19 protein-coding genes and 1 pseudogene are annotated in these 23,553 nt (G+C 61.0%); 12 read left to right on the top strand and 8 right to left on the bottom strand.

Features of this window, described 5'->3' with window-relative positions:
- Positions 1-52 precede the first annotated feature (52 nt).
- From WH87_RS10135 to WH87_RS10095, 9 genes are all read left to right on the top strand, one after another.
- Complete coding sequence (locus WH87_RS10135) at positions 53-1,060, top strand: rhamnose ABC transporter substrate-binding protein (RefSeq protein ID WP_046139784.1); 1,008 nt, start codon at positions 53-55, stop codon at positions 1,058-1,060.
- A gap of 71 nt (positions 1,061-1,131) precedes the next feature.
- Positions 1,132-1,896 (top strand): glutamine amidotransferase, encoded by a 765-nt coding sequence (locus WH87_RS10130; protein ID WP_046139254.1) that lies wholly within the window; start codon positions 1,132-1,134, stop codon positions 1,894-1,896.
- Positions 1,897-2,039: 143 nt separating this feature from the next.
- Entirely contained in the window at positions 2,040-2,597 is a 558-nt protein-coding gene (locus WH87_RS10125) for a nucleoside/nucleotide kinase family protein (protein WP_156458187.1), read from the top strand.
- A gap of 635 nt (positions 2,598-3,232) precedes the next feature.
- On the top strand, positions 3,233-4,219 hold the full coding sequence (locus WH87_RS10120; protein WP_046139256.1) for an ABC transporter permease: 987 nt from the start codon (positions 3,233-3,235) through the stop codon (positions 4,217-4,219).
- Positions 4,219-5,157 (top strand): ABC transporter permease, encoded by a 939-nt coding sequence (locus WH87_RS10115; RefSeq protein ID WP_052726447.1) that lies wholly within the window; start codon positions 4,219-4,221, stop codon positions 5,155-5,157. The genes WH87_RS10120 and WH87_RS10115 overlap by 1 nt, the downstream gene beginning before the upstream one ends.
- Positions 5,154-6,818 (top strand): dipeptide ABC transporter ATP-binding protein, encoded by a 1,665-nt coding sequence (locus tag WH87_RS10110; protein WP_156458186.1) that lies wholly within the window; start codon positions 5,154-5,156, stop codon positions 6,816-6,818. The genes WH87_RS10115 and WH87_RS10110 overlap by 4 nt, the downstream gene beginning before the upstream one ends.
- A 59-nt stretch (positions 6,819-6,877) precedes the next feature.
- Positions 6,878-8,473 carry an ABC transporter substrate-binding protein gene (locus WH87_RS10105; protein WP_046139258.1) on the top strand — a complete coding sequence of 532 codons (1,596 nt, stop codon included), beginning with the start codon at positions 6,878-6,880 and terminating at the stop codon, positions 8,471-8,473.
- Between the two features lie 59 nt (positions 8,474-8,532).
- Positions 8,533-9,861, top strand: a complete 1,329-nt coding sequence (locus tag WH87_RS10100) for an LLM class flavin-dependent oxidoreductase (RefSeq protein ID WP_046139259.1) — start codon at positions 8,533-8,535, stop codon at positions 9,859-9,861.
- Entirely contained in the window at positions 9,854-11,086 is a 1,233-nt protein-coding gene (locus WH87_RS10095; RefSeq protein WP_046139260.1) for an acyl-CoA dehydrogenase family protein, read from the top strand. Before WH87_RS10100 ends, WH87_RS10095 begins: the two co-directional genes overlap by 8 nt.
- A 227-nt stretch (positions 11,087-11,313) precedes the next feature.
- Here WH87_RS10095 and WH87_RS10090 read toward each other — a convergent pair whose 3' ends face one another.
- The 7 genes from WH87_RS10090 to WH87_RS10060 are packed head-to-tail and all read right to left on the bottom strand — an operon-like array spanning position 11,314 to position 17,996.
- Positions 11,314-12,624, bottom strand: coding sequence for an LLM class flavin-dependent oxidoreductase (locus tag WH87_RS10090; protein WP_046139261.1), 1,311 nt, complete (start codon positions 12,622-12,624; stop codon positions 11,314-11,316).
- Positions 12,624-13,634 (bottom strand): ABC transporter substrate-binding protein, encoded by a 1,011-nt coding sequence (locus WH87_RS10085; RefSeq protein ID WP_046139262.1) that lies wholly within the window; start codon positions 13,632-13,634, stop codon positions 12,624-12,626. The genes WH87_RS10090 and WH87_RS10085 overlap by 1 nt, the downstream gene beginning before the upstream one ends.
- Positions 13,635-13,660: 26 nt before the next feature.
- Positions 13,661-14,416, bottom strand: coding sequence for an ABC transporter ATP-binding protein (locus WH87_RS10080; RefSeq protein WP_046139263.1), 756 nt, complete (start codon positions 14,414-14,416; stop codon positions 13,661-13,663).
- Positions 14,413-15,180, bottom strand: a complete 768-nt coding sequence (locus tag WH87_RS10075) for an ABC transporter permease (protein ID WP_046139786.1) — start codon at positions 15,178-15,180, stop codon at positions 14,413-14,415. Before WH87_RS10075 ends, WH87_RS10080 begins: the two co-directional genes overlap by 4 nt.
- A 17-nt stretch (positions 15,181-15,197) precedes the next feature.
- Positions 15,198-15,746, bottom strand: coding sequence for a YkoF family thiamine/hydroxymethylpyrimidine-binding protein (locus WH87_RS19010; RefSeq protein WP_052726448.1), 549 nt, complete (start codon positions 15,744-15,746; stop codon positions 15,198-15,200).
- Positions 15,743-17,131, bottom strand: a complete 1,389-nt coding sequence (locus WH87_RS10065; protein ID WP_046139264.1) for an LLM class flavin-dependent oxidoreductase — start codon at positions 17,129-17,131, stop codon at positions 15,743-15,745. Before WH87_RS10065 ends, WH87_RS19010 begins: the two co-directional genes overlap by 4 nt.
- Complete coding sequence (locus WH87_RS10060) at positions 17,124-17,996, bottom strand: sulfurtransferase (protein ID WP_046139265.1); 873 nt, start codon at positions 17,994-17,996, stop codon at positions 17,124-17,126. The genes WH87_RS10065 and WH87_RS10060 overlap by 8 nt, the downstream gene beginning before the upstream one ends.
- A 710-nt stretch (positions 17,997-18,706) precedes the next feature.
- On the opposite strand from WH87_RS10060, the pseudogene WH87_RS20030 reads away from it, so the two are divergent.
- A pseudogene (locus WH87_RS20030) lies at positions 18,707-19,048 on the top strand (transglycosylase SLT domain-containing protein); the annotation flags it as partial.
- Here WH87_RS20030 and WH87_RS10050 read toward each other — a convergent pair.
- On the bottom strand, positions 19,045-19,416 hold the full coding sequence (locus WH87_RS10050; RefSeq protein ID WP_046139266.1) for a response regulator: 372 nt from the start codon (positions 19,414-19,416) through the stop codon (positions 19,045-19,047). The pseudogene WH87_RS20030 and the gene WH87_RS10050 overlap by 4 nt on opposite strands.
- 145 nt (positions 19,417-19,561) lie before the next feature.
- Here WH87_RS10050 and polA point away from each other — a divergent pair, with 145 nt between their 5' ends.
- Both polA and WH87_RS10040 read left to right on the top strand, forming a co-directional pair.
- Complete coding sequence (gene polA, locus WH87_RS10045) at positions 19,562-22,480, top strand: DNA polymerase I (protein WP_046139267.1); 2,919 nt, start codon at positions 19,562-19,564, stop codon at positions 22,478-22,480.
- Positions 22,481-22,566: 86 nt separating this feature from the next.
- The gene (locus WH87_RS10040) at positions 22,567-23,517 is read left to right on the top strand and encodes an aminoglycoside phosphotransferase family protein (RefSeq protein ID WP_245622367.1); all 951 of its coding nucleotides are present in this window, start codon (positions 22,567-22,569) and stop codon (positions 23,515-23,517) included.
- Positions 23,518-23,553 lie beyond the last annotated feature (36 nt).

Raw genomic sequence — 23,553 nt, 5'->3', positions numbered from 1 at the left:
CGTTGCGATCCGTCGCTAACAGGCCCTGGAAGTGAATAAACAGGAGGAATTCATGTCTTTGAAAATGATCGGAACGCTGCTCGCGGCGACCAGTCTTGCCGCCATATCGACGGTCGCCATGGCCGCTCCGCAATGTGCCACAGCACCAGTCACGGTCGGCTTCTTGCCCAAGCTCGATACTGACCCCTATTTCCAGGTCGCCCAGACCGGCGCAGATGAGGCAGCGGCGGAGATCGGCGGCAAGGCGATCAAGCAGGCTCCATCCGCTGCAACCGCGGAAGCCCAGATCGAATTCATCAACAATCTGGTGTCCCAGCAGGTCGGCGTCATCGCCATTTCCGCCAATGATGCCAATGCAGTTGCCCCAGCATTGAAGCGCGCCATGGACCAGGGCGTCCATGTTGTCTCCTATGACTCCGACGTTGCCCCCGATGCCCGGACGCTCTTCCTCAATCAGGCCAAAGGCGACAGTCTCGCCGAAATGATGCTGGAGTCCATGGGCCAGCTCATTCGCTACAAAGGCGACTTTGCCATCCTGTCGTCCACGCCCACGGCGGCCAACCAGAACGCCTGGATCGACCTTATTAAGTCGAAACTGGCCTCTGACTCCAAATATGCTGACATGAAACTGGTTCAGGTTTCCTATGGCGAGGAAAGCGAACAGGTCAATCAGCAGCAGGCACTGGCGCTGGCGCAAGCCTTCCCAGACCTCAAAGGGATTATCGTACCCGCCGGCATCGGACTTCCCGCTGCCGCCCGTGCATTGGAGCAGGCAAGCATGCTCGGTCAGGTCAAGCTGACCGGCCTTGCTCCGGCGACTCTGATCAAGAAGTACATCGAGGACGGCTCGGTCCAGGATATCTGGTGGAACGTCAAGGACCTTGGCTACCTCACATATTATGCAGCCCAGGCCGTGGCATCTTGCGCCATCACCGGCAAGGAAGGCGAAACCTTCAAGGCCGGCCGGCTGGGCGAATATACGATCGCTGCGGGTGGCGAAGTCGTCCTCGGACCTGCAGAGATCGTGACGCCGGCGAACGTTGACGAGTTCAAGTTCTAGCCAGCGCTGGCGGCGCCATAGCCTCCCAACTACTGGCGCCGCCAATCCATCGCCTAACCCCAGGTCTTCCAATGAAACCAATTCTGCTCGCTGGCGAAACTTTTGCTGTCACATCCTTTGCTGCCAAGGGCGGGGATGTGGGCAGTAGTTGGGAGATTCGCAACGGTGCCCGTCCTTTCATCGCCGCGCTCAATCAGTCCGGCATCGAGGTCGAGCAACTGGGCGGGGAGCGTTGCGAGGCCGAATTTCCATTCTCGGCAGCAGAACTGGACCGCTATTCGGTTGTCGTCTTGTCCGACATTGGTGCTTCGTCCCTGCTGATCACCCCCGAAACCCGCAAGGGCAATCCGGGGGTAAACCGGCTCAATGTCCTCCGCGACTGGGTACAGGGCGGGGGTGGGCTGATCATGGCTGGCGGCTATTGCAGTTTTCAGGGAATGGATGGCTCGGCCCGATTTCACCGAACTGCCGTCGAGGAATGCCTGCCCGTAGAATGCCTGCCTTACGCAGATGGCATTGAGGCGCCAGAGGGGCTCACCGCGGAAGTCACCGATCCGGACCATGCCATCGTCGCCGGTTTGCCGGCCAATTGGCCTCCGGTTCTCGGCATGAACATCACGGTGCCCCGCCATGCACCGGGAGGCAGATATATCGCGCGCGTCCATCACCGGAACCAGATCCATCCCCTGCTCGCAGCACGTACGGTTGGCTCGGGTCGTTCAATCGCCTGGATGACCGATATTGGGCCCCACTGGCTTTCCAGTGACTTCCTCAGCTGGCCCCACTATGCCGACCTGATGGTGCGCATGGTGCGGTGGGCCGCCCACGAACTCTGAACAATACCATTTGCTATTCCCAAGGCTGACGCATGACGACGACAGTGGCATTCGATGAAATAACGCGCGTGGTTGCTGCACGCGGGGCGCACGTTCGCAGCCTTACCGCCATCGCTGGGGCCCCGGCCACGGGAAAGTCGACCATGAGCATGAGGCTTGTGGAGGCTCTGAACCGCGAAACGCCAGGGTCGGCGGTCGTTATGCAGATGGACGGCTTTCATTACGACGACGGCGTGCTTCTCGCCCGGGGGCTACTGCCTCGCAAAGGAGCGCCAGACACGTTCGACCTGGGTGGCCTCATCGCAATGCTGGCTCGCCTTAGGGCCAATTCAGAGCCCGAAATCGCCGCTCCCGTCTTCGACCGTACTCTTGAGATATCGAGGGGCAGTGCAGCGATTTTCCCCCAGGGCGCGCGCCATATCATTGTCGAGGGCAACTATCTGCTCTACCAAATTGGCCACTGGCAGGGCCTCTTGCCCTATTTTGATACCACGATCTGGATTCACACCGCTGCCGATGACCTGAGGGCGCGGTTGATGCAGCGATGGAGCGGCCGGGGACTGTCCGCCAGCGAGATCGTCGACAAAGTCGAGGGCAATGACCTTCCCAATGCCGAACTGGTGCAGCGATACAGCGCCGAGCCAGAGTTCAGGGTCATGAGCCAGGAAGCCGCTGCCGAAACCAGAACTTGGGGGCTCTAACCAAGCATCGCCGCGGCACCAATCTGCGTAGTGAAGCGCGGCGGCCGAAACAATCAGAAGTGTCGCCGCCCCTTTCTTATTGGTTTCATCCGCTAAGAAGCATCTCTGATCTCCACGATCTAAACTAACAGATCAACGGTCATAGCTTCCGAATGACGAGTACTCCTGCCGGCCCCTCCATGAGAATGAGAGCCCCGCGGAGGGCGTCAGCGCAGCCCCTTTGAGCTGAAATATTCGTCCCCCAATCCGCTCGCGTCGCAGGAGGATATTTTAGCACGGGACAGCCATTTGAAACCACGCCATGCGGTTGGGGTGCTACGCATAAACCTATCTATTCTATAGAATATAGGCGCATTTCAAGCATGAGTTTTCTTGACCAAGGGCACATCTCAGCATCGACACGGAGCGCGTGCAGCGCCCGTTGCCAATGGTGTTTCTGAGGGGCAGTGACCCGGCAGGCGATCAACGAGCAGCAGCTCTGAGCCTCTGTAGATCGCAATAGCCATTGCACAAACCTGCGGCTCAAAGCAGCCAAAGGTTCTGCGACACAACTCCAACATCCAGATCCCACAGCACTCGGACAGTTCTCCGATCGCTCTGGCACGCCATGTTTCCAGCCCAGCTCGTGAGACGAGATGACTCAATCCAGACGCATTTTCCGCAGTCTGCTGCGTAACTTTCTGCAGGCCATCCCGACGATTTTCATTATCGTTACGCTGGGTTTCTTCATGCTCCAGCTGGCGCCGGGTGATGCCGCCGACTTCATGGCGGCCGAGGCCGGATCGGCCACCGCTGAGACGATGGCACAACTGCGCAGCGCGTTTGGGCTCGATCTCCCGTTGCTGTCCCAATTGGGCTCCTACTATGCTGGGCTTGCCAATTTCAGCCTCGGCCATTCGCTCCGATACGGCATGCCGGTGTCGGAGCTGATCATGCAGCGTCTGCCCGGCACAATTACGTTGATGGCCGCGGCAATCGTCCTTGCAGTGAGCCTGGGCCTGCTCGCGGGAACGGTCATGGGCATGAGACCCGGCCGGTGGCCTGATCGAATTCTTTCGGTTCTGTCGCTGCTGTTTTATTCGGTCCCCGCCTTCTGGATCGGGCTGATGCTCATCGTGTTCTTTTCCATCCGCCTGGGTTGGTTGCCCACTGGAGGCGGCTACACGCTGGGCGCCAAGCTAAGCGGGCTCGACTGGTTTGTAGATCGGGCGCGCCATCTCGCCCTGCCCGCGTTGTCCTTGGCCCTCTACTATGTGGCGATCTATGCGCGGCTGGTGCGTGCCTCAGTTATCGAGGCCAAATCGCAGGACCATGTCCGCACCGCCATTGCCAAGGGCATGGGCCGCTACCGTCTCATCCGCGTGCACATCCTGCGGAGCGCCCTCGGCCCAATCACTGCCATGGTGGGCATGCATGTCGCCGGCATCTTAGGTGGCGCTGTCGTCATCGAGACGGTGTTCAGCTGGCCCGGCATGGGCCGCCTGGCCTATGAGGCGATCCTTTCGCGCGAATACACCGTCCTTCTGGGAATCCTGATTGTCAGCGCGCTGCTGGTGATCGCCATGAATGCCATTTTTGACATCGTCCAATCGCTTCTGGATCCTCGAGTGGCGGTGCGTTGATGAGCCACAACCCAGATATCAATGACGAGCTCGCGCGCCGTGCCTTGGGCCCCGGTGCAGCGGTTGCCAACGCTGCCGCTGGAAATGCGGAGCCCAGCAGCAGTGTGCGCCGCGTACTGCTCAACCCGCTCGTGGTGGTTGGCTTGACCATTTTGTCCGCTATCGGCGCGCTGGCCCTACTCGCGCCCCTATTGACGCCGGGCGACCCACTGTCGATCGCCGGCCCGGCCCGGTTGTGGCCCGGCGAGATTGCGGCGTTTCCCCTTGGCACGGATGCATTGGGTCGCAATGTGCTGGCGGGGGTGTTGCATGGTGCGCGGGCGTCGATCTTCGTGGGTCTGTCCGCAACGTTGCTCGGCGTTGTGATCGGCATTTTGATCGGTGCTGTGGCGGGCTATTTTGGCGGCTGGGTCGATGATCTGATCGTTCGCTTTATCGAGATTTTCCAGACCATCCCGAGCTTTGTATTGCTGGTGGTTCTGGTGGCGTTTTCCGGGCCATCGCTGCTCACGGTCATTTTGGGCATCGCCCTTGTGTCTTGGGACGTGATTGCCCGGTTAACACGGTCCGAGTTCCGGCGTCTCTCGGCTCAGGATTTCGTCAGTGCGGCTCGTGTGGTGGGCTACGACCACAGCCACATCATTCGGCATGAAATCCTACCCAATGCAGCCCCTGCTCTGATCGTTACGGGCTCGATCATGGTGGCCTCCGCCCTTTTGATGGAAGCCGCGCTCTCCTTCATGGGATTGGGCGACCCAAACCTAGTGAGCTGGGGGTCTATGATCGGTAGCGGTCGCGAATTGCTGCGGACCCACTGGTATCTCACGGCAATTCCCGGCGGCTTTATCGTGGTGTCGGTCCTGGCGCTCAACCTGCTTGGTGATGGCTTAAACGACGTGCTCAACCCCCGGCATGGCGCAGCGGGGCAGATATCGTGAGCGCGCCCCTCCTCAGCGTCCGTGACTTGACGGTTGATTACGCCAGCGTGCGTCGCCAGGGCCGAGCCGTCGACGGCGTCAGCTTCGACATCGCACCCGGCGAAGCGGTCGCTCTGGTCGGTGAATCGGGCTGCGGAAAATCCACCACCGCGCTGGCTCTGCTCCGCCTGTTGCCGGACAGCACCCGGATTGGCGGCAGCATCGTCTTCGATGGACAGAATATCAACGGCCTCGACGAAAAGGCGCTGCGCCAGTTGCGCGGTCGAAGGATCGGCATGGTGTTCCAGGAGCCGATGACCTCGCTCAACCCCGTCCAGAGAATCGGCCACCAGATCGCCGAGGTTCTGCGCGTGCACACCAATCTTGGAAGCTGCGCGCGAAGGGCCCGTGTGCTCGAGTTGCTGCACCAGGTCGCTATTCCCGATCCAACCCGGAATATCCGGGCGTTCCCGCATGAGCTTTCGGGCGGTCAACGGCAACGCGTGGTGATCGCCATGGCCATCGCCATGAACCCCGATCTGCTGATCGCCGACGAGCCCACCACGGCCCTCGACAGTGCCATTCAGGCACAAATTCTGGAATTGCTCGACCGGCTTCGACGCGAGCTCGGCATGGCCCTCCTCCTGATTTCGCATGACCTGCCATTGGTCGAACAATGGAGCGATCGCGTCATTGTGGTTCACCATGGTCAGGTGATGGAAGAGCTGCCGTCCCAGCAGTTATTTGCGCAAAGCCAACATGCCTATACGCGCGGGCTGATCAACGCATCCGTGCGCCTCCACGATGACCTTCATTATACCAACGGGCGCCTCGTCGAAGTGGCGGCCAATGTCGATCCGTCGGGTGATCACAGTTTCACGCTGACCCGTCCGCCACTGCCTGCGTCAGCTCCAGCTTTGACGCCCAGCCCGTGTGATACATCGCTCCTCAGTGTGTCCAATATCAGCGTACAGTATGGTGAGCGCCGGGTGGTCGATGACCTCTCTCTGAGGCTCGGCCGTGGCGAAACGCTGGGTTTGGTCGGAGAATCCGGCTGCGGCAAGTCCACGCTGTCCCGCACCATCGTTGGCCTACTGCGCCCAAGCGCCGGATCGATCCGGCTGAATGGTCAGGACATTCTGAACTCAGATGCGGCTGCCAGGCGTGCCCTACGCCGCCGGGTGCAGATGGTGTTCCAAGACCCCTATGCCTCGCTCAATCCGCGCCATCGCATCGGCGAACTGCTGGGCAATATTCTTGCATTCCACGGCGAGCGCGACCCTATTCAGCGCCAGGGCGAGGTGTTCAAAGTCCTCGACCAAGTGGGATTACCGCGCAGCGCTGCCTACCGATGGCCGCATGAGTTTTCAGGCGGACAGCGCCAACGCATTGGCATTGCTCGGGCGTTAATTCTGCAACCGGAGTTGATCCTTCTGGATGAGCCTGTCTCGGCTCTGGACGTGTCGGTTCAGGCGCAAATTCTCAATCTGCTGGCCGATCTGAAGGCGACCCACGGTCTCTCCTACATCTTCATCAGCCACGACCTTGCGATCGTTCGCTATTTCTCAGACCGGGTCGCGGTCATGCATGCCGGTCGCATCGTCGAAGAGAACGATGCGCGCACGCTGCTGCTCGCCCCAACCCACGCACAGACCCGACGCCTGATCGAGGCAGCGCACTAACCCAACGAAATTCGGGCCGTCGTGCCCGCACCCACCAGCTACACCATGGAGTTTTCCTGATGATTTCCAGACGCCACTTTAGTCAGTTGATGCTGTCCGCATCTGCGCTGCCGTTTATTGCCCCCATAGCGGTGCGGGCTCAGCAGGACGAGCCTCGTCGGGGCGGAACACTTGTCTATGCGCTCAACCAAGCCCCGCCCTCGTTGATCTCGCTGGTTTCGCCCGGCGTTGAACGTGGCATTAGCGCCAAAGTCGTCGAAGGCCTTCTAGACTATGACCACGACCTCAACCCACGTCCGCAACTCGCAACAGAATGGGACATCAGCGAAGACGGTTTGACCTATCGTTTCAAGTTGCGCGAAGGCGTGACCTTCCACGATGGCACTCCCTTCACCTCGCGCGACGTGGAAGCCTCAATCCGCATTGTGTCCCAGAATCACTCTCGCGGGCGGGCGTCCTTCGCCAATCTGGAGAGCATCGAAACCCCTTCGGATCATGAGGTGGTGCTGCGCTTGTCCAAGCCTGCACCCTACTTGCTCCGTGCGCTTCCCGCTGACGAAGTTCCAATCGTTCCCGCGCACCTATTTGGCGAGGGCGACCCGACCGGCAATCCTGCGTTGACCGCCCCGGTCGGCACCGGTCCCTTCCGTTTTATCGAATATGTCCGAGGCAGCCATGTCCTGCTGGAGCGGAACGAGGACTACTGGCAGGCCGGCAAGCCCTATCTGGATTCGGTGATTATCCGGTTCATCACGGATGGCGCAGCGCGGACGGCAGCTTTCGAAACGGGCGAAGTCCATATTGGCGGGGGGGCATCCGTTCCGCTGTCCGATCTGGGTCGCCTGATTGATGAAAACCCGCACCTCGCGCTCGAGACGCGGGGCCAGGTCTATGACGCGGGTGTCAACCGCATCGAGTTCAACCTTGAAAACGAGATCCTGGCCAATCGTAACGTTCGACTGGCGATCGCTCATCTCATCGATAAGGACTATATCCGCGACACCATTTATTACGGTTATGGCGCGGTGATCGATGGACCGTTCGCCCCCGAAGTGCCCTACTACACGCCGGGCCTGCCGCACTATGAGGTAGACGTGGATCTGGCCAATCGTCTGTTGGATGAGGCGGGCTATCCGCGCGATGCCAATGGCGTGCGTTTCCAGATCCGCATCGACCCGCGCCCACTCGCCGATACAGATCGTCCAACAGCAGAGTATTTGCGTGCGCGGCTGGCTGAGGTCGGGATCGAAGCCACACTGCGGACGCAAGACTTCGCCGCCTATGTCAACCGGGTGTTCACCGAGCGCGATTTCGACATCATCGTGAACGGTATCACCAACAGCTTTGACCCCACGATTGGCACGCAACGCATCTATTGGTCGGAAAACCTGCGCCGTGGCGTGCCGTTCTCCAACGCCACAGCATACAACAACCCCGAAGTGGATCGCTTGCTGCTGGCCGCTGCCGTCGAGATCGACCCAAAGACACGCTTCCAGCAGTTCGCGGACTTCCAGCGTCAGGTTGTGAACGATCTGCCCGACATCCATACGGTCAGCCAGTTCCGTTACACGCTCTACAATACCCGGGTTCAGAACCACACAGTCGGGGCGACCGGCATCAACGGCAACTTCGCCGACATCTGGCTTGCCGACTAACGCCCATCTCGTCCCCTGTCTGCCAGCCGGGCGGGGGACGTCTGCCATTGGACCGACTTATGACCCGCAAACTGCATTTGAACGTCAACATCCTGAACTCGGGCTTTTTGGGATCGGCCTGGCGCCATCCATCCAGCGACCCGCGCGCAATCTATGACGTCAATCACTACGTCCGCACCGCGCAGATCGCCGAGCGCGGGCTGCTGGACGCGATCTTTCTGGCTGATACGCCGGTACTCAAGGACAATCCTGCCCGCCGTCCCTACCAGGCGCTGGAACCCACAATCATCCTTGCCGCAATTGCCGCTCAAACCAGCCACATCGGTCTAATCGCTACGGTCTCCACGACCTACAACGACCCCTACAATATTGCCCGAAGGTTCGGCACGCTGGATCACGTGTCCAATGGGCGTATCGGGGTAAACCTGGTGACCACTGCGGACCGGGACACGGCTGCTAATTTCAGCCAGGATGTGCACCCCGAGCATGGGGCGCGTTACACGCGGGCCGGCGAGTTCGCTACTGTCCTCAAAAAACTCTGGAACAGCTGGGAGGAAGAAGCCTTTGTCGGCGACAAGGCCAGTGCGCATTTCGTCAATACCGCTGCAGTCCACGCGATCAACCATCACGGCCAGCACTTCTCGGTCAAGGGACCTCTGACGTTTCCGCGCGGTCCGCAGGGCCATCCGGTGATCGTCCAGGCTGGCGGTTCGGATGAAGGGCGTCATCTGGCAGCGCAGCACGCCGAGGTGGTGTTCTCGGTCGCCCAAACCATCGAGGATGGCGTCGCTTTCGTGCAGGATATTCGCGCACGAGCAGCCACCTTTGGCCGCGATCCATCCGAGTTGGTTTTCTTGCCCGGGCTGGCAACGGTCATCGGCGGCACCGAAGCCGAAGCGAAAGCCCGGCATGAGGAATTGCTGGAACTCCTGCCGCTCGACTACAGCCTCGGACGGTTGGCGGAAGGGCTCGGCCTCCCCATCGAGGCGCTTGAGGTGGATGGCTACCTGCCAGAAGATCTGGTTCGGCCTGCTGGGGCGAGCCATTCCATGTTCGACTCCATTACCAAACTGGCGCAACGCGACAAGCTCACGGTGCGCCAACTGGCGCGTCGCCTGGCAGGAGGCACCGGCCACAGACTTCTTGTCGGTACGCCTGAACAGGTGGCAGATTCAATTGAGGAGTGGTTCCGCGCCGGAGCCGCTGATGGATTCAACCTGATGGCCGACGTCATCCCGTCCGGCGTGGAAGCCATCGTTGATCACGTCGTGCCCGAGCTGCAGCGCCGTGGCCTGTTCCGTACGGAATATGCGGGCGACACCTTGCGCGACCGGCTGGGGCTTACCCGACCAAAATGGCATCACCCAGAGGAGCCCTCGTATGACTGATCGCCTCAACCTCTGGGGCGCAGGCCCAAGCGCACGGTACGACGAGCTCATCGCTCCCTATCGCCCGGTGCTGCAGAATATCGCCGCCGGCGCCGTTAACCGCGAGCGCGAACACGTCCTACCCCGCGATGAAATCGCCGCACTCAAGGCATTGGGGCTACCAGCCCTTCGTCTGCCCCGCGAGCTTAGTGGATCGGGCGCGACATTGCCCGAACTTTTCGCCCTGCTGATCGAACTTTCGGCCGCTGACCCAAATCTGACAAATGCCTTTCGCAGCCATTTCGGCGTCGTCGAAGACCTGCTGATTTCGCGCGATCAAGCCTGGCGGGACATCTGGTTTTCTCGTATCCGCGACGGCCAGACCTTCGGCAGCGCCCTATCGGAAACGGGTGGTGCAGCACTGGGCCGGTTCGGGACCACCGCAACCCGTGATGGCGAACATTGGCGGATCAACGGGCGCAAGTTCTACACCACCGGGTCACTCTATGCTGAATGGCTCAATCTGGGCGTCAGCTTGCCCGACGGTTCGCAGGCCCGCCTTGTCGTACCAACCGATGCTGAGGGGGTACAGATCATCGATGACTGGGATGGTTTCGGACAGCAATTGAGCGCCAGTGGCACAATCATCCTCACCGAGGTTCTGGCAAGTGACGAGCAGTTCCAACCCACGTCCACTCGCTTTCTCTACAGCAATGGCTTTTTCCAGACGGTGCATCTGGCGACGCTGGCGGGTATCGGTCGCTCCGCCGCCAACGAAGTGGCTACGTTGCTGCGCAACCGCAAACGGGTCTACGGCCGGGGCAATGCGTCTGTAGCCTCACAGGATGCCCAGTTGCTCGCCGTCATTGGCGAAGTGCGGGCCGCAGCCTACGCCGCGGCCAGCATCACCCTCACCGCGGCCGCCGCGCTCGAGCGAGCGCATCAGGGCATTCTGCGTGATACCGACGCCAGCGATCTGGCGCAGCTGCGACGCGAGGCAGAGTTCGAGGTTAACCAGGCAGTCACCGTGGTGACCGACCTCATCCTGAAAGCGACGACGACGTTGTTTGACGCACTGGGCGCATCAGCACTACTGCGCGAGCACGGGCTCGACCGCCATTGGCGGAATGCCCGCACCCTCTGTTCGCACAATCCGCGCATCTACCACGCCCGCATAGTGGGCGACTGGGCCGTCAATGGCACCGAACCCGTCGCCCATGGAGGCGTGGGAATAGCCTCGGCCTGACGATACCACTCAGGCCCCGCCCAGCGGGGCCTGGTTGGATGCGAAGGACATGGGATTGGGGGAGCATCCGTGCCACTTTGGCGATCAGCCCCTGCCCATCGCGTTCTTAGCCACACTCGACCTCTTGGTCTCCGACATGGCGGAAGACATTACGGGCACGTCACTGACGCATTAAGGCTTCGCCATCAGTCGAGCCAGCGCGCCAAGCCATCACACCTGCTACCCCCTCAGTTATGAGCATTCAAACGATCCGCTAGGTTCCCGGATGTTGGCTCGCTCGGGATAAGGCCTCGCGCGCGCAAGACAGGGACAACCAAGTTAGCGAATGAACGGAGATCTGCCGGCAACACCGGGCACATGACGCTGAACCCATCGGCCGCGCCGGAGCGGAACCATTCCTCCATCGTGTCGGCGATGTCCTCTGCTGTGCCCGCCAGAAGGAAATGTCCGCGTCCACCACCAACGCGCTGCAGCAGTTGCCTTAGGGTGAGATTTTCGCGTCGGGCAAGCTGAACAATCAACGTGAACCGACTCTTGTTCGCCTGTGTCCGGCCTGCGTCACCCACGTCAGCAGGCAGCGGCGCATCCAGATCAAACTGGCTGACGTCCGTTTGCAGATACTCCGACAGCAGCGCCAGGGCGTGTTGATGGACAACCTGCCCGTTGATTTCGTCGAGCCGAGCTTGCGCAGCCTCGCGCGTCTCTGCAACCACCGGCATGATGCCGGGCAGGATCAGAACATCGTCAGCGCGCCGCCCATGCTCCAGTGCCCGGCGCTTGATATCCGAGTAAAATGCACGGGCGTCCTCCACACCGGGCTGCGCGGTGAACACTACGTCAGCATAGCGGGATGCGAGATTCCGGCCATCCTCCGAAGACCCCGCCTGAACAAGCAAGGGACGTCCCTGTGGCGAGCGTGGGACATTGAGCGGCCCTGCCGTGGATACGAACGCCCCGGCATAGTCAACCGCGTGCACCTTTGCCGGATCGAAATACTGCCCACGCGCTTTGTCGCCCAACCGGGCGCCACTCTCCCAGCTGCGCCATAGAGCCAACGTCGCCTGCACGACGTCTTCTGCCATGGCGTAACGGTCTTTGTGGTCTTGCAAAGCAGCGAGGCCGAAATTTCGAGCTTCCAGCACGTTAGACGAGGTGACGATGTTCCACCCGGCCCGGCCGCCCGAAATGTGGTCCAGCGAGGCAAAGCGACGCGCAATGTGGAAAGGCGGCTCAAATGACGTCGATAGCGTTCCGATTAACCCGATCCGACTGGTCACCGCAGCCAACGCCGACAGGATAATCAGGGGGTCCATGGTATCGGAGAGGTGTTTCTCGGCGCCGGGCAGCAACGACAGCACGTCGCCGAGAAACAGGGTATCGAAACCCGCCGCCTCGGCGATCTGTGCCAGGTCCACCCAATGATTGAGATTGGTCGAGGCAAACGGATCGCTTTCCGGCATTCGCCATGCAGCTTCATGGTTACCGAGGCCGAAGACCACGGCATTGAGGACAAGGTGGCGGCGGGCTTGAGGAGTCATCAGTTCGGCAGATAGTCGTTCGAGGCATAGGTGGAGAAGTCAGGCACTGCGGTCAGCGCCGCGCCGTTGCCATCCTTGAGAATGCCGTTCTCGAAAAGATACTTGCCGATGCCTTCATTTTTAGCTGGATCGATCCGACCGATAACCCCGTCTTCACTGCGCAGATAGTGGCCGTCCACCAGCTCCTTGAGCGAAGCTTGCACCAGTTCGCGGTCGGTCAAGGCGTCGGGATTAGCCGCTATCAACAGGTCAGCAGCTTCTTCGGGATGGTCGGCAGCCCATGCATAGCCCTTCTGCGTCGCCGCCAGAAATGCCTTGGCTGTATCCGCGTTGTTGGCCAAATACTCGTCGCTCGAAACAAGTAGTGTCGTGTGCTGCTCGGGAACGCCATAGTCGCTATATTTGAAAGCACCCTGCTTTTCGCCAACGAGGCGTGCCTTGACACCTTCCCAGGTGACGATCTCAAGGGTGAAATCGACCGAGCCATTGGCCAGCGCTTCATAGGCCGATGTACCCAGGGTCACCGTCTCGATATTGCCCTGCCCGCCATCGGCCTTGATGATCGAGCTGATCAGCGCGCTTTCCCAAGCGCTGCCAAAGCCGCCATAGGTCTTGCCGTCGAGGTCCTTGGGCGAGGTAATGTCGGTGCGATTGGCGTTATAGACCAGACGGCCCGTTTCGTGCTGAACCACCGCATACACCGCTTTGAGATCGGCGCCCGCAGCGTGCTGCGAATAGAAGCCGACGCCAGCTACGCCGAAAGCAGCCAGGCCATTGCTGACCAGCGTGCCAGCGGCAGTATCGCTATAGGGCAGGATTTCAACATCCAGCCCAGCGTCCTTGTAGAACCCCTGATCGCGGGCAACATAGAGGCCGACGTGGTTGGTATTCGGGGTCCAGTCCAGAGCGACGGTTACGGCCTGGTTCTGCGCGAAGGACGGAGCGATAGCCCCGATACTGGCAGCGGTGGCGAGCAGTGCAATTGCAAGCCTGCGATTGATGAGAGTCATTGGATTGCCTTGGTTGAATTGGCGCTTCAGGTCCCGAGCAGCGCTTCAAGCAGCTCGGCTTCAATGCGGGTGGCCTCGGGAGAAGCAAGGTCCGCAACACGGCGCGGCCGCGCGAGCGGCACGCGAATTTCATGGGTAACGCGCGCCGGTCTTGCCGACAGCACATAGATGCGGTCAGACAGGAAAACGGCCTCGCGCACGTCGTGAGTGATGAGCAGTGCGGTCCAGTTGTGCTGCCCCCACATCCGTTCAAGCCATTGTTGCATGGCGGTTCGCGTTAGCGCATCGAGCGCGCCAAAGGGTTCGTCCAGCAACAACATCTGCCGCTGCTGAATCACCGTCCGTAGCAGCGCGACGCGCTGACGCATGCCGCCTGACAATTGATGCGGGTAGTGCTGCTCGAACCCGGCGAGACCAAATTCTTCAAAGAGCGGAGCCACTTTCTCACGCGCTGTTTTGCGGGACAGCCCCTGCACTTCCAGCCCCAGTGTCGCGTTGTCGACAATGCGACGCCACGGCATAAGCGCATCCTTCTGCGGCATCAGGGCGAACTTGTCAGACGCGTCCGCAAGCTCCGAACCGTCAAAGGCGATAACGCCTGTATCGGCTTTGGTGCCACCAGTAAGAATTTGGAAAATCGTCGACTTGCCCGCCCCTGAGGGCCCCAAAATCGAAACGAATTCACCGGGGGCCACATCGATGCTGACATCGCCCAACACATTGAGATCGCCGAATTGTTTTCCAACGCCGCGGAGGGCAAGACGTTTGGTTTCTGCACTCATTGTGCCTCTCCCTCACGTCGAACCCAGGGCGTACTGACCCGCTCCAGCACAACGGTCATGCCAAACAGCACGAGCGTGATGAAGGCACTGCAGAACACTGCAGCAAGGACCAGGTCCGGTCTGAAATTGTTCTTGGCGGAGAGCATGTAGATGCCCAGCCCTTTGGCTGCGCCGGAATACTCAGCAAAGATTGCGCCCACTACAGCGTAAGTGATGGAAATGCGGAGCCCGGTGAAGAAGTAGGGAATTGCCGAAGGCAGTCGTGCGAGCAAGAATACCTTGCGTCGACCGGCCCCCATGGAGCGCAGCAACCACTCCATGTCTTTGTCGGTAGAGTCGTAGCCCTGCACCAGCGACACCATCATCGGGAAAAAGGTGACGAGGGCGATGAGCAGAATTTTAGGCAGCAAGCCGAAGCCAAACCAAAGCACCACCAGCGGAGCAATGGCCACCAGAGGCAGGGTCTGACTGATGATAAAGACCGGGAACAATGCCCGACGCAGCGGTCTGACAAAATCCACCAGGATGGAAAAAACGAAAGCGCTGGTGACCGAAAGGGCAAATCCGCTGGCAGTCGCGATGATCGTCGGCAGCGCGTTGTCAGCCAGCGCAGGTGCGTTGCTGATTAACTGCTCGACGACCCGTGATGGCGATGGCAGCGTCGTCGGCTTGACGCCTGAAAAGCGGGCGTAGACCTCCCAAGCGAGCACGATTGCCGCAATCAAGGTGCTGGCGGGCCAGACCGCATGCCACCAGCGCTGCAACGCCGTCGTCGAAGCGCTCACGCGAACTTCTCCGCGGCAGGGAAGTTGGCAACCAAGGTGGCCTGTATAGTGGCGAGCCCCGATGACGCCCCCAGCCGCTCGACCAGAAACACCAGCGCAGCAATCACCAGGTGGGCGTCACCATCGACACGGATGACCAAAGGCTTACTGTTAGTTGAAAGGCCCAGTAGGTTGAGAAACGCCACGGCCTCAGAACGTGCCTCGTCAGACACGCCAAACGCCGCAAACTGGGCATAGGCAGCGACACCCGATGATATGGGAGCCATAAAGCCAGACAGGTCCAGCGGGCTGACGGCATTAGTCGCATCACTTGCGACCAAAAGTGGCTGAACAACATGTGCGCCGGTCTTGGCCGACCGCACGAAGCTCTGACTAAGCGCGGTCGTCACCGCAGTACCGGAGCCTTCCAACGCGCTGGACACGGCGTCGGTGCTGACACTCAACCCTTCAATAGCAGCAATGCCATCGACAGCGTCGATTATGATTTCGACAAAACGGTCTGATGCTGGGACGAGTGAGAACTGGGCGGTGACGCGATTGCTCATGCGTCGTCTCCTGTCGTTGAATATCGGAAAGCGCGACCGGGATGGTCGGAACGGAGGCGTGGCTGACCGGCGCCGTAAAGGCTTTCCCGGTAGGTCTTGCCCTCGTAGTGCGTGCGCGCACGCCCCCGTCGGCGGAGTTCGGGAAGCACAAAGGTGCCAAAATCGGCAAAGCTGCGCAGGGGCATTGGATCGGTGATGTTGAAACCATCGATCCCCGACGCATCGACCCAAGCTTCGATTTCGTCAGCCACCGTGTTGCCGCTTCCAACGAACTCGGCACCGCCGCCAGCAATCCCCAAGAACTCGCCGATAGCCCGTGGCGTCCAGCGCCGCTCGGGATCGAGCTTGGTGTACATTTCGAGTACGCCCTGAATGCCGGCCGTCGCGACATATTCGAGCGGCACGTCTGGGTCGAGTTGTGAAAGATCGAGCTGCAGGATCGCACTCAGTCGCGCCAGATGGCCCTCAGTACTGACCGTAGCCGACAACGCACGATGCAATGCCTGGGCACTCACGTCGTCCGGCCCAGTTACCACCGTCGCCATGGCAAAGATCTTGACGCTGGCCGGGTCGCGCCCAAAGCGCTCAGCGCGCTGCCGGATATCATCGACGATGCGTCGTGCAATCTCCGGTTTGTGCACCGAGATGAAAATACCCTCGGCGTGATGGGCTGCGAAATCCTTGCCAATCGAAGAACTTCCAGCCTGAAACAGCAGCGGAGTTCGTTGTGGCGACGGTTCGGCGATGAACGCGTCCGGCACGCTGAAATAGCGCCCCTTGTGGCCGATGGCATGCACCTTGGCCGGGTCGGCGAAAACGCCATTGGCGCGATCAAGCACAACCGCATCGTCTTCCCAACTGCCTTCCCAAAGCTTGTAGGCAACTTCGAGAAATTCTTCAGCAATGGCATAGCGCTCGTCATGCGGCGTCTGGCTGTCATAGCCCAGATTACGCGCCGCACTTTCCAATGCCGAGGTGACGACATTCCAGCCGATGCGCCCCCCACTGAGATGATCGAGTGAGGTTAGCTTTCGCGCCAACAAATACGGCTGCTCATAGGTCGTCGACACCGTGATGGCAAAGCCGAGATGCTTGGTGACTGCCGCCATCGCCGACACCGCAAGCAGCGGGTCGATCGATGGGGTCTGCGCCCCCTGCTTCAACGTCTCGTCGATACGCCCACCATGGGTATCAAGCACACCCAGCACGTCAGCGACGAAAAGGCCATCGAACAGGCCAGCCTCAAGCGTCTTTGCCGTTTCGACCCAGTAATCGAGCGCATTATAGCGATGCGACTGGTTACCCTCGTGCCTCCAGACGCCGACTGCCGCATGACTCACCGTGGCTTGCTTGAAGCCATTGAACCGGATGATCTTGTCAGCCATTTCTGGCACTCCCACCAACCAACGGACGGGTGGGGTCTGCATTCCATTCTTCGAGGGATCCGTCATAAACGGATACTTTGTCGGCAGCGCCGATGAGATGCAGCGCAAACGCCACGATGGTCGCCGAAATGCCGCCGCCGCAATACAGCGTAATCGTTGGGGCGCCGGCGACCCCCGCGAGCTTTTGGCGCAAGACTTCGACCGGCAGGAACTGTCCTGCCTCATTCAACAAGCTCGCTGCGGGAATATTGACGCTGCCTGGGATATGCCCATGGCGACCATTCACGGGCTCGCTGCCGTCGAAGTAGCTCTCTGGAAGCGCACAGACCAACGCGCCGCCGCCCGCCCGGCCCAGAACATCTCCAACATCGTTGAAGCCAGTCAGCGCGCGTGCATGAAGCGGCGTGTCCGCGCGCGCTAAAGGTGCTGTCGGGCCCGCCTCCACCGGCAGGCCTTCCGCCACCCAGGCTTTCAACCCGCCGTCGAGCACAGCGGCCCGCTCAAAACCTATGCCACGCAGCAACCACCAAACGCGGGTCGCCCACATATTGAGGAAATTATCGTAGATAACGACAGTTGAATGCTCGCCAATGCCAAGCTCTGCCAGCGCTTCAACGAGCGCATCGGGTTGCGGACGGCTAAAACCAAACCCGGTTGTGACGTCGGATAGATGGGACTGCAGGCGGGCAAATCGCGCTCCAGGAATACGCCCTGCTGCCCATGAGGCAAGCCCGAGTGCTTCGTCTGGGCCATTGGACCCATACGGCACTGTCGCGTCCAGTATGATCAGATCGGGATTTTCGAGGTGCTGTTGAAGCCAGTACGGAGCAACGAGCGGGGAGGGAAGCGTCAAAAGAGGAGGCATTAGGGCACCAAGGAATTTGGCGCACTAATTACACAGACATACTAGACTTCAAATCTGGCGCTGGGCAATGAGGTTCCAAATGCTGGCCGGAACGGAGAGAATTTTACCCGGCAGAGCGACACCCAATGAGGTGCGCTCCATAAAAAATTCGACGCACCGGCTTCAGTCAGGTCTCCAGCGTGTACGTTTTCTCCCCGGCAGACACGCGAACTGCAAGCGCGCCACTCACGCCCATCCCCAGCCGCGATGGTACCCCAAAATCACCCCGCCCAAACACGCCCGCTACCCGTAGCCCCTGTGATCACAAAACGCCCAATAGGTAGCGGTGTTCATCTTTCGCAAACCATTTGGCTTGTATGGGGGCGGCGTGGAGCGTGGGCCGTGCAATCGATGGGATCACATTGTGGCAGTGTCCTCAAATCGCCATCAAGATGCCGTGTTTGGTTTCTATCGCGCTGAACAATGCAATGAGCTAGAGTTTTCGAATGGTTTTTGAAACGACGAAAATGAGTGGCGTGGCAGCAGTTGCGGCGACAGTTTTACTGTCCATCGCAATGTCCGGTTGCTCGATGAGTTCGTTCAAACCAGCCCCGGGCGGCGGGGCAACTGCCGCCATTGCCGCAGTGGCGCCAACCAAGCCCGGCCATGTGCCCAAGGCCAGCACCGTTCCGGAAGCGCCGAGCATGGCGCTGGGGTATGCCGGTGGTGAGCTCGATGGCATGATTGCCCATTATTCCCAGCAATATAGCGTGCCGGAGCGGCTGGTGCGCCGCGTCATCGTCCGTGAAAGCGGCTACAACGCTGCCGCGCGCAACGGGCCCTATTACGGCCTGATGCAGATCAGCCACGCCACGGCCAGTGGCATGGGCTATTCGGGCGCCCCTGCGGGTCTGCTCGATGCCGAAACCAATCTGCGCTTTGCAGTGAAGTATCTGGCGGGGGCCTATGTGACCGCCAAGCAGAATGAAGACCAGGCGATGCGGTTTTACGCGCGCGGCTATTATTATGATGCCAAGCGCGCGGGCCTGCTCGAAGAAGCCGGGCTGCGCTAAGCGCGCGCCAGGACCTGGCTCAGCTTTTCAATCAGTTCTGATTGCAGAAACGGCTTGCCCAACCGCGGCAGGTCAGACACCGCCCCATTGGGCAGCTCATCATATCCCGTCGCCAACAGGATAGGCAGGCCGGGCCGCAGTAGGCGCGCCTTGTCGGCCAGCTCAACGCCGGTCATGCCGGGCATGGCGAAATCGGTAATCAGCGCGTCAACACGCTCACCGCTCGCCAGAATATCGAGCGCCGCCTGTCCCGAAGACACATCGCGCGCCGTATGGCCGAGGTCGCACAGCATATCGACGGTGCCAATGCCGATCAGCGCGTCATCATCTACGACCAGAATGGTGGCCGCCAGTGCATATGCTTCCATGGATAGCCCTCCCATGCGCACCACCATAATGCAGTGTCGCTGACGTTTTGCTAGCGCGTGATCGTGGCTCAAATGGGACCTCGCCCCTTTTGCCGGTCGCCCAACTGCCCTAAAGTCGCGCTTCGTTCACTCCCGGAATCGCCTCATGCATCTGCTGCTCGTCGACGGCTCGGCCTATATCTTCCGTGCCTTCCATGCCCTCCCCCAGCTTAGCCGCAAGTCGGATGGGCTGCCTGTGGGCTGTGTGCAGGGGTTCTGCAACATGCTGTTCAAGCTGACCGAGGACCTCAAGGGCGAGGATGAACCCACTCATATGGCGGTGATTTTCGACGCTAAGGGCAAGACCTTCCGCGACGATGTCTATACCGAATACAAGGCCCAGCGTCCGCCGGCCCCCGCCGAGCTGGTGCCGCAGTTTCCGCTGACACGCTCGGCCACCCGCGCCTTCAACATCCCCTCCATCGAGATGGAGGGCTGGGAGGCTGACGATATCATCGCCACCTATGCGCGCCTGGCGCGCGAGGCGGGCGGCAAGGTCACCATTGTGTCCTCCGACAAGGACTTGATGCAGATGGTTGAGCCCGATGGCTCGATCCGCATGCTCGACACTATTCCGCGCCCCGGCCAGCCGCCGCTGCGCTGGATTGGCGTGGAAGAGGTGTTTTCCAAGTTTGGCGTCACGCCCGACAAGGTCATCGAAGTGCAGGCGCTCTGCGGCGACAGCGTCGATAACGTCCCAGGCGTCCCTGGCATTGGCGTCAAGACCGCGGCCGAGCTGATCAATACCTATGGCACGATCGAAAACCTGCTCGACCATGTCGACGAGATCAAGCAGAACGCCCGCCGCGAAAAGCTGCGCGACAATGCCGATCTGGCGCGCATCTCCAAGCAGCTGGTGACGCTGAGCCAGACCGTTCCGGTGGAACTCGATGTCGATGCGCTGGCGCGCCAGCCGATCGAGCCGGGCAAGCTGTTCCCGTTCCTCAAGGCGATGGAATTTGCCACCATCACCAAGCGGCTCGCGACCCATCTCGATGCCAATCCCGACGACTTTGCCGCCGATCCTGAGCTGGCTGCCAAGACTGCGCCGGGTGCCGTGGGCTTTGATAATGCCGCCCGCGCCGAAGCGCGTGCCGCGCGGCAGGAGGCCACCGGCCGCTCCAATGCCTCGACCGTTGCCCACGCCGCTGACATGCATGCGCAGACCCGCGCCATCCCGTTCAAGCCCGAGGCCTATGAGATCATCCGCGATACCGAGCATCTGCAGCGCTGGATCGACGCGGCCTATTCGGTCGGCCATGTCGCCACCGACACCGAAACCACCGGCCTCGACAACCAGACCGCCGATCTCGTCGGCATTTCCTTTTCCACCGCGCCGGGCAATGGCGCCTATCTGCCACTGGGCCACACCCAGGGCGAGGGCGACATTTTCGGCGGCGGACTGGCCGAAGGCCAGATGGATATCCGCGTGGCGCTCGACATGTTGCGGCCCCTGTTTGCCGACCGCTCGATCCTCAAGATCTTCCACAATGCCAAGTATGATCTGGGGCTTCTGGCGCGCTATGATGTGCCGGTTCATTCCATCGATGACACGCTGCTGCTGAGCTATTCGCTTGATGGTCCGCAGTTCAACACCATGAGCGAACTGGGCGAGCATTGGCTCGGCCATCCCGGCCAGTCGATCAAGGATTTGATTGGTTCGGGCAAGGGGCAGAAGACCTTTGCCCAGGTGAGCATCGAGGATGGCGCGCGCTATGCGGCCGAAGATTCCGACATGACCATCCGGCTCTGGCGCGTGCTGAAGCCCCGCCTCGTCGCCGAGAACATGACGACGCTCTACGAAACCATCGAGCGGCCGCTCGCGCCTGTGCTCGCACGCATGGAAGGGCGCGGCGTCAATATCGATCGCCAGATCCTGTCGCGCCTCTCGGGCGAATTTGCGCAGCGCGCGGCAGCCTTCGAGGCCGAGGCGCATGAGCTGGCCGGGCAGAGCTTTAATTTGGGCTCGCCCAAGCAGCTGGGCGAAATCCTCTTTGACAAGATGGGCCTCGAAGGCGGCACCAAGACCAAGACCGGCGCCTGGTCCACCGGCGCCGATGTGCTGGAAGACCTCGCCCTCAAGGGCATTCCGCTGGCCCGCACCATTGTCGACTGGCGCCAGCTCAACAAACTCCGCGGCACCTATACCGATGCCCTGCCCGATTACATCAACGAGCGCACCAAGCGCGTTCACACTACCTATTCCCAGCACTCGGTGCTGACCGGACGGCTGAGCTCCAACGATCCCAACCTGCAGAACATTCCCGTGCGCACCGCCGATGGCCGCAAGATCCGTACGGCCTTTGTTGCCGCGCCGGGCAAGGTGCTGATCTCGGCCGACTACAGCCAGATCGAGCTGCGCGTCCTCGCCCATATCGCCGATATTCAGGCGCTCAAGGATGCGTTCGAGGAAGGTCTCGACATTCACGCCATGACGGCGAGCGAGATGTTTGGCGTGCCGGTTGAGGGCATGCCCAGCGATGTACGTCGCCGCGCCAAGGCGATCAATTTCGGCATCATCTACGGCATTTCCGCCTTTGGCCTGGCCAATCAGCTCGGCATTGGCCGCGGCGAGGCCGGCGACTACATCAAGACCTATTTCGAGCGCTTCCCGGGCATTCGCGCCTATATGGACGAACAGAAGCGCCGCGTGAAAGCCGATGGGTTCGTCTCGACCATCTTTGGCCGCAAGATCAATTTCCCCAATGCCAATTCGCACAATCCGAGCGAGCGGGCCTTTGTCGAACGCGCCTCGATCAACGCGCCCATCCAGGGCTCGGCCGCCGATATCATCCGCCGCGCCATGATCCGCATGGAGCCCGAGCTGGCCAAGGCCAAGATCGACGCCGACATGCTGCTGCAGGTGCATGACGAACTGATCTTTGAAGTGCCAGAGGGAACGCAGGATCAGGCCATTCCGGTGATCAAGGCCGTCATGGAAGGCGCCGCCGAACCCGCCGTCCGCCTCACCGTCCCCATCCAGGTCGACGCCCACGCCGCCAACAACTGGGACGAAGCGCACTAACGCCCACACCATTGGTGCATAGGGGGGGTCACCTCCCCCCACACCCACCGCCCGTCACCCTCGGGCTTGACCCGAGGGCTCTACACGTGGCGAACTCGCACTCAGTACAAACCCCTCGGATCCAGCCCGAGGGTGACGATCGCGAGGGGGGAACCACTATTTCCAGCGACGAAGAAATCCTAACCGGTGGCGGCCGCACCGCCGTTGCCAAGGTCGGCGACGTCGTCCACCGCGAGACCGGCCCTTGGGCCCCCTCCGTCCACGCCCTGCTCCGCCATCTCGAGGCCGAAGGCTTTGACGGCGGGCCGCGCGTTATCGGCAGCGGCTTTGACGCCACCGGCCGCGAAACCCTCAGCTTCGTGCATGGCGTCTCGCTCCATCCCGGCCCCTGGCCCGACGAGGCGATGTTCAATCTGGGCAAGATGCTGGCCGATTTTCACCGCGCCAGCGCCAGATTCCTCCCGCCGGAAAACGCCATCTGGCGCGACTGGTTTGGCCGGAGTCTGGGCACCCGCCAACCCATCATCGGCCATTGCGATCTCGGCGACTGGAACATCATCGCGCGCGATCACCAGCCCGTCGGTTTCATCGATTGGGAACAGGCCGGCCCCGTCGATCCGCTGGTGGAACTCGCCCAGCTCTGCTGGCTCAATGCCCATCTCTTCGACGACGATCTCGAACTGCGCATCGGCCTGCCGCCCCTCGCCGCCCGTGCCAAAAAACTCCGCTACATCGTCGACGGCTACGGCCTCCCCCATGCCGACCGCCTCGACCTCGTCCCCACCATGATCACCCTCGCCATAGCCGACGCCGCCAACGAAGCCCACCAAGCCGCCCTCACCCCCGACAGCACCGGCCCAGTGGAAGCCCTATGGGCCATGGCCTGGCGCGCACGAAGCGCCGCATGGATGGGGCGGCATCGGGCAGAGTTGGAGCGGGTGTTGGGGTTGCCCCCGACACAACTCCCCCACCGGGTCATTCCGGCGAAGGCCGGAATCCAGGTCCGTGGTGCGCCGCGCCATCCAGATCAGGGATAACCTTCAGCATGGATCCCGGCCTTCGCCGGGACGACA

It is taken from the genome of Devosia epidermidihirudinis (assembly GCF_000971295.1).
In the GTDB taxonomy this organism is placed as follows: domain Bacteria; phylum Pseudomonadota; class Alphaproteobacteria; order Rhizobiales; family Devosiaceae; genus Devosia; species Devosia epidermidihirudinis.
This window is presented reverse-complemented; position numbering and strand designations above follow the sequence as displayed.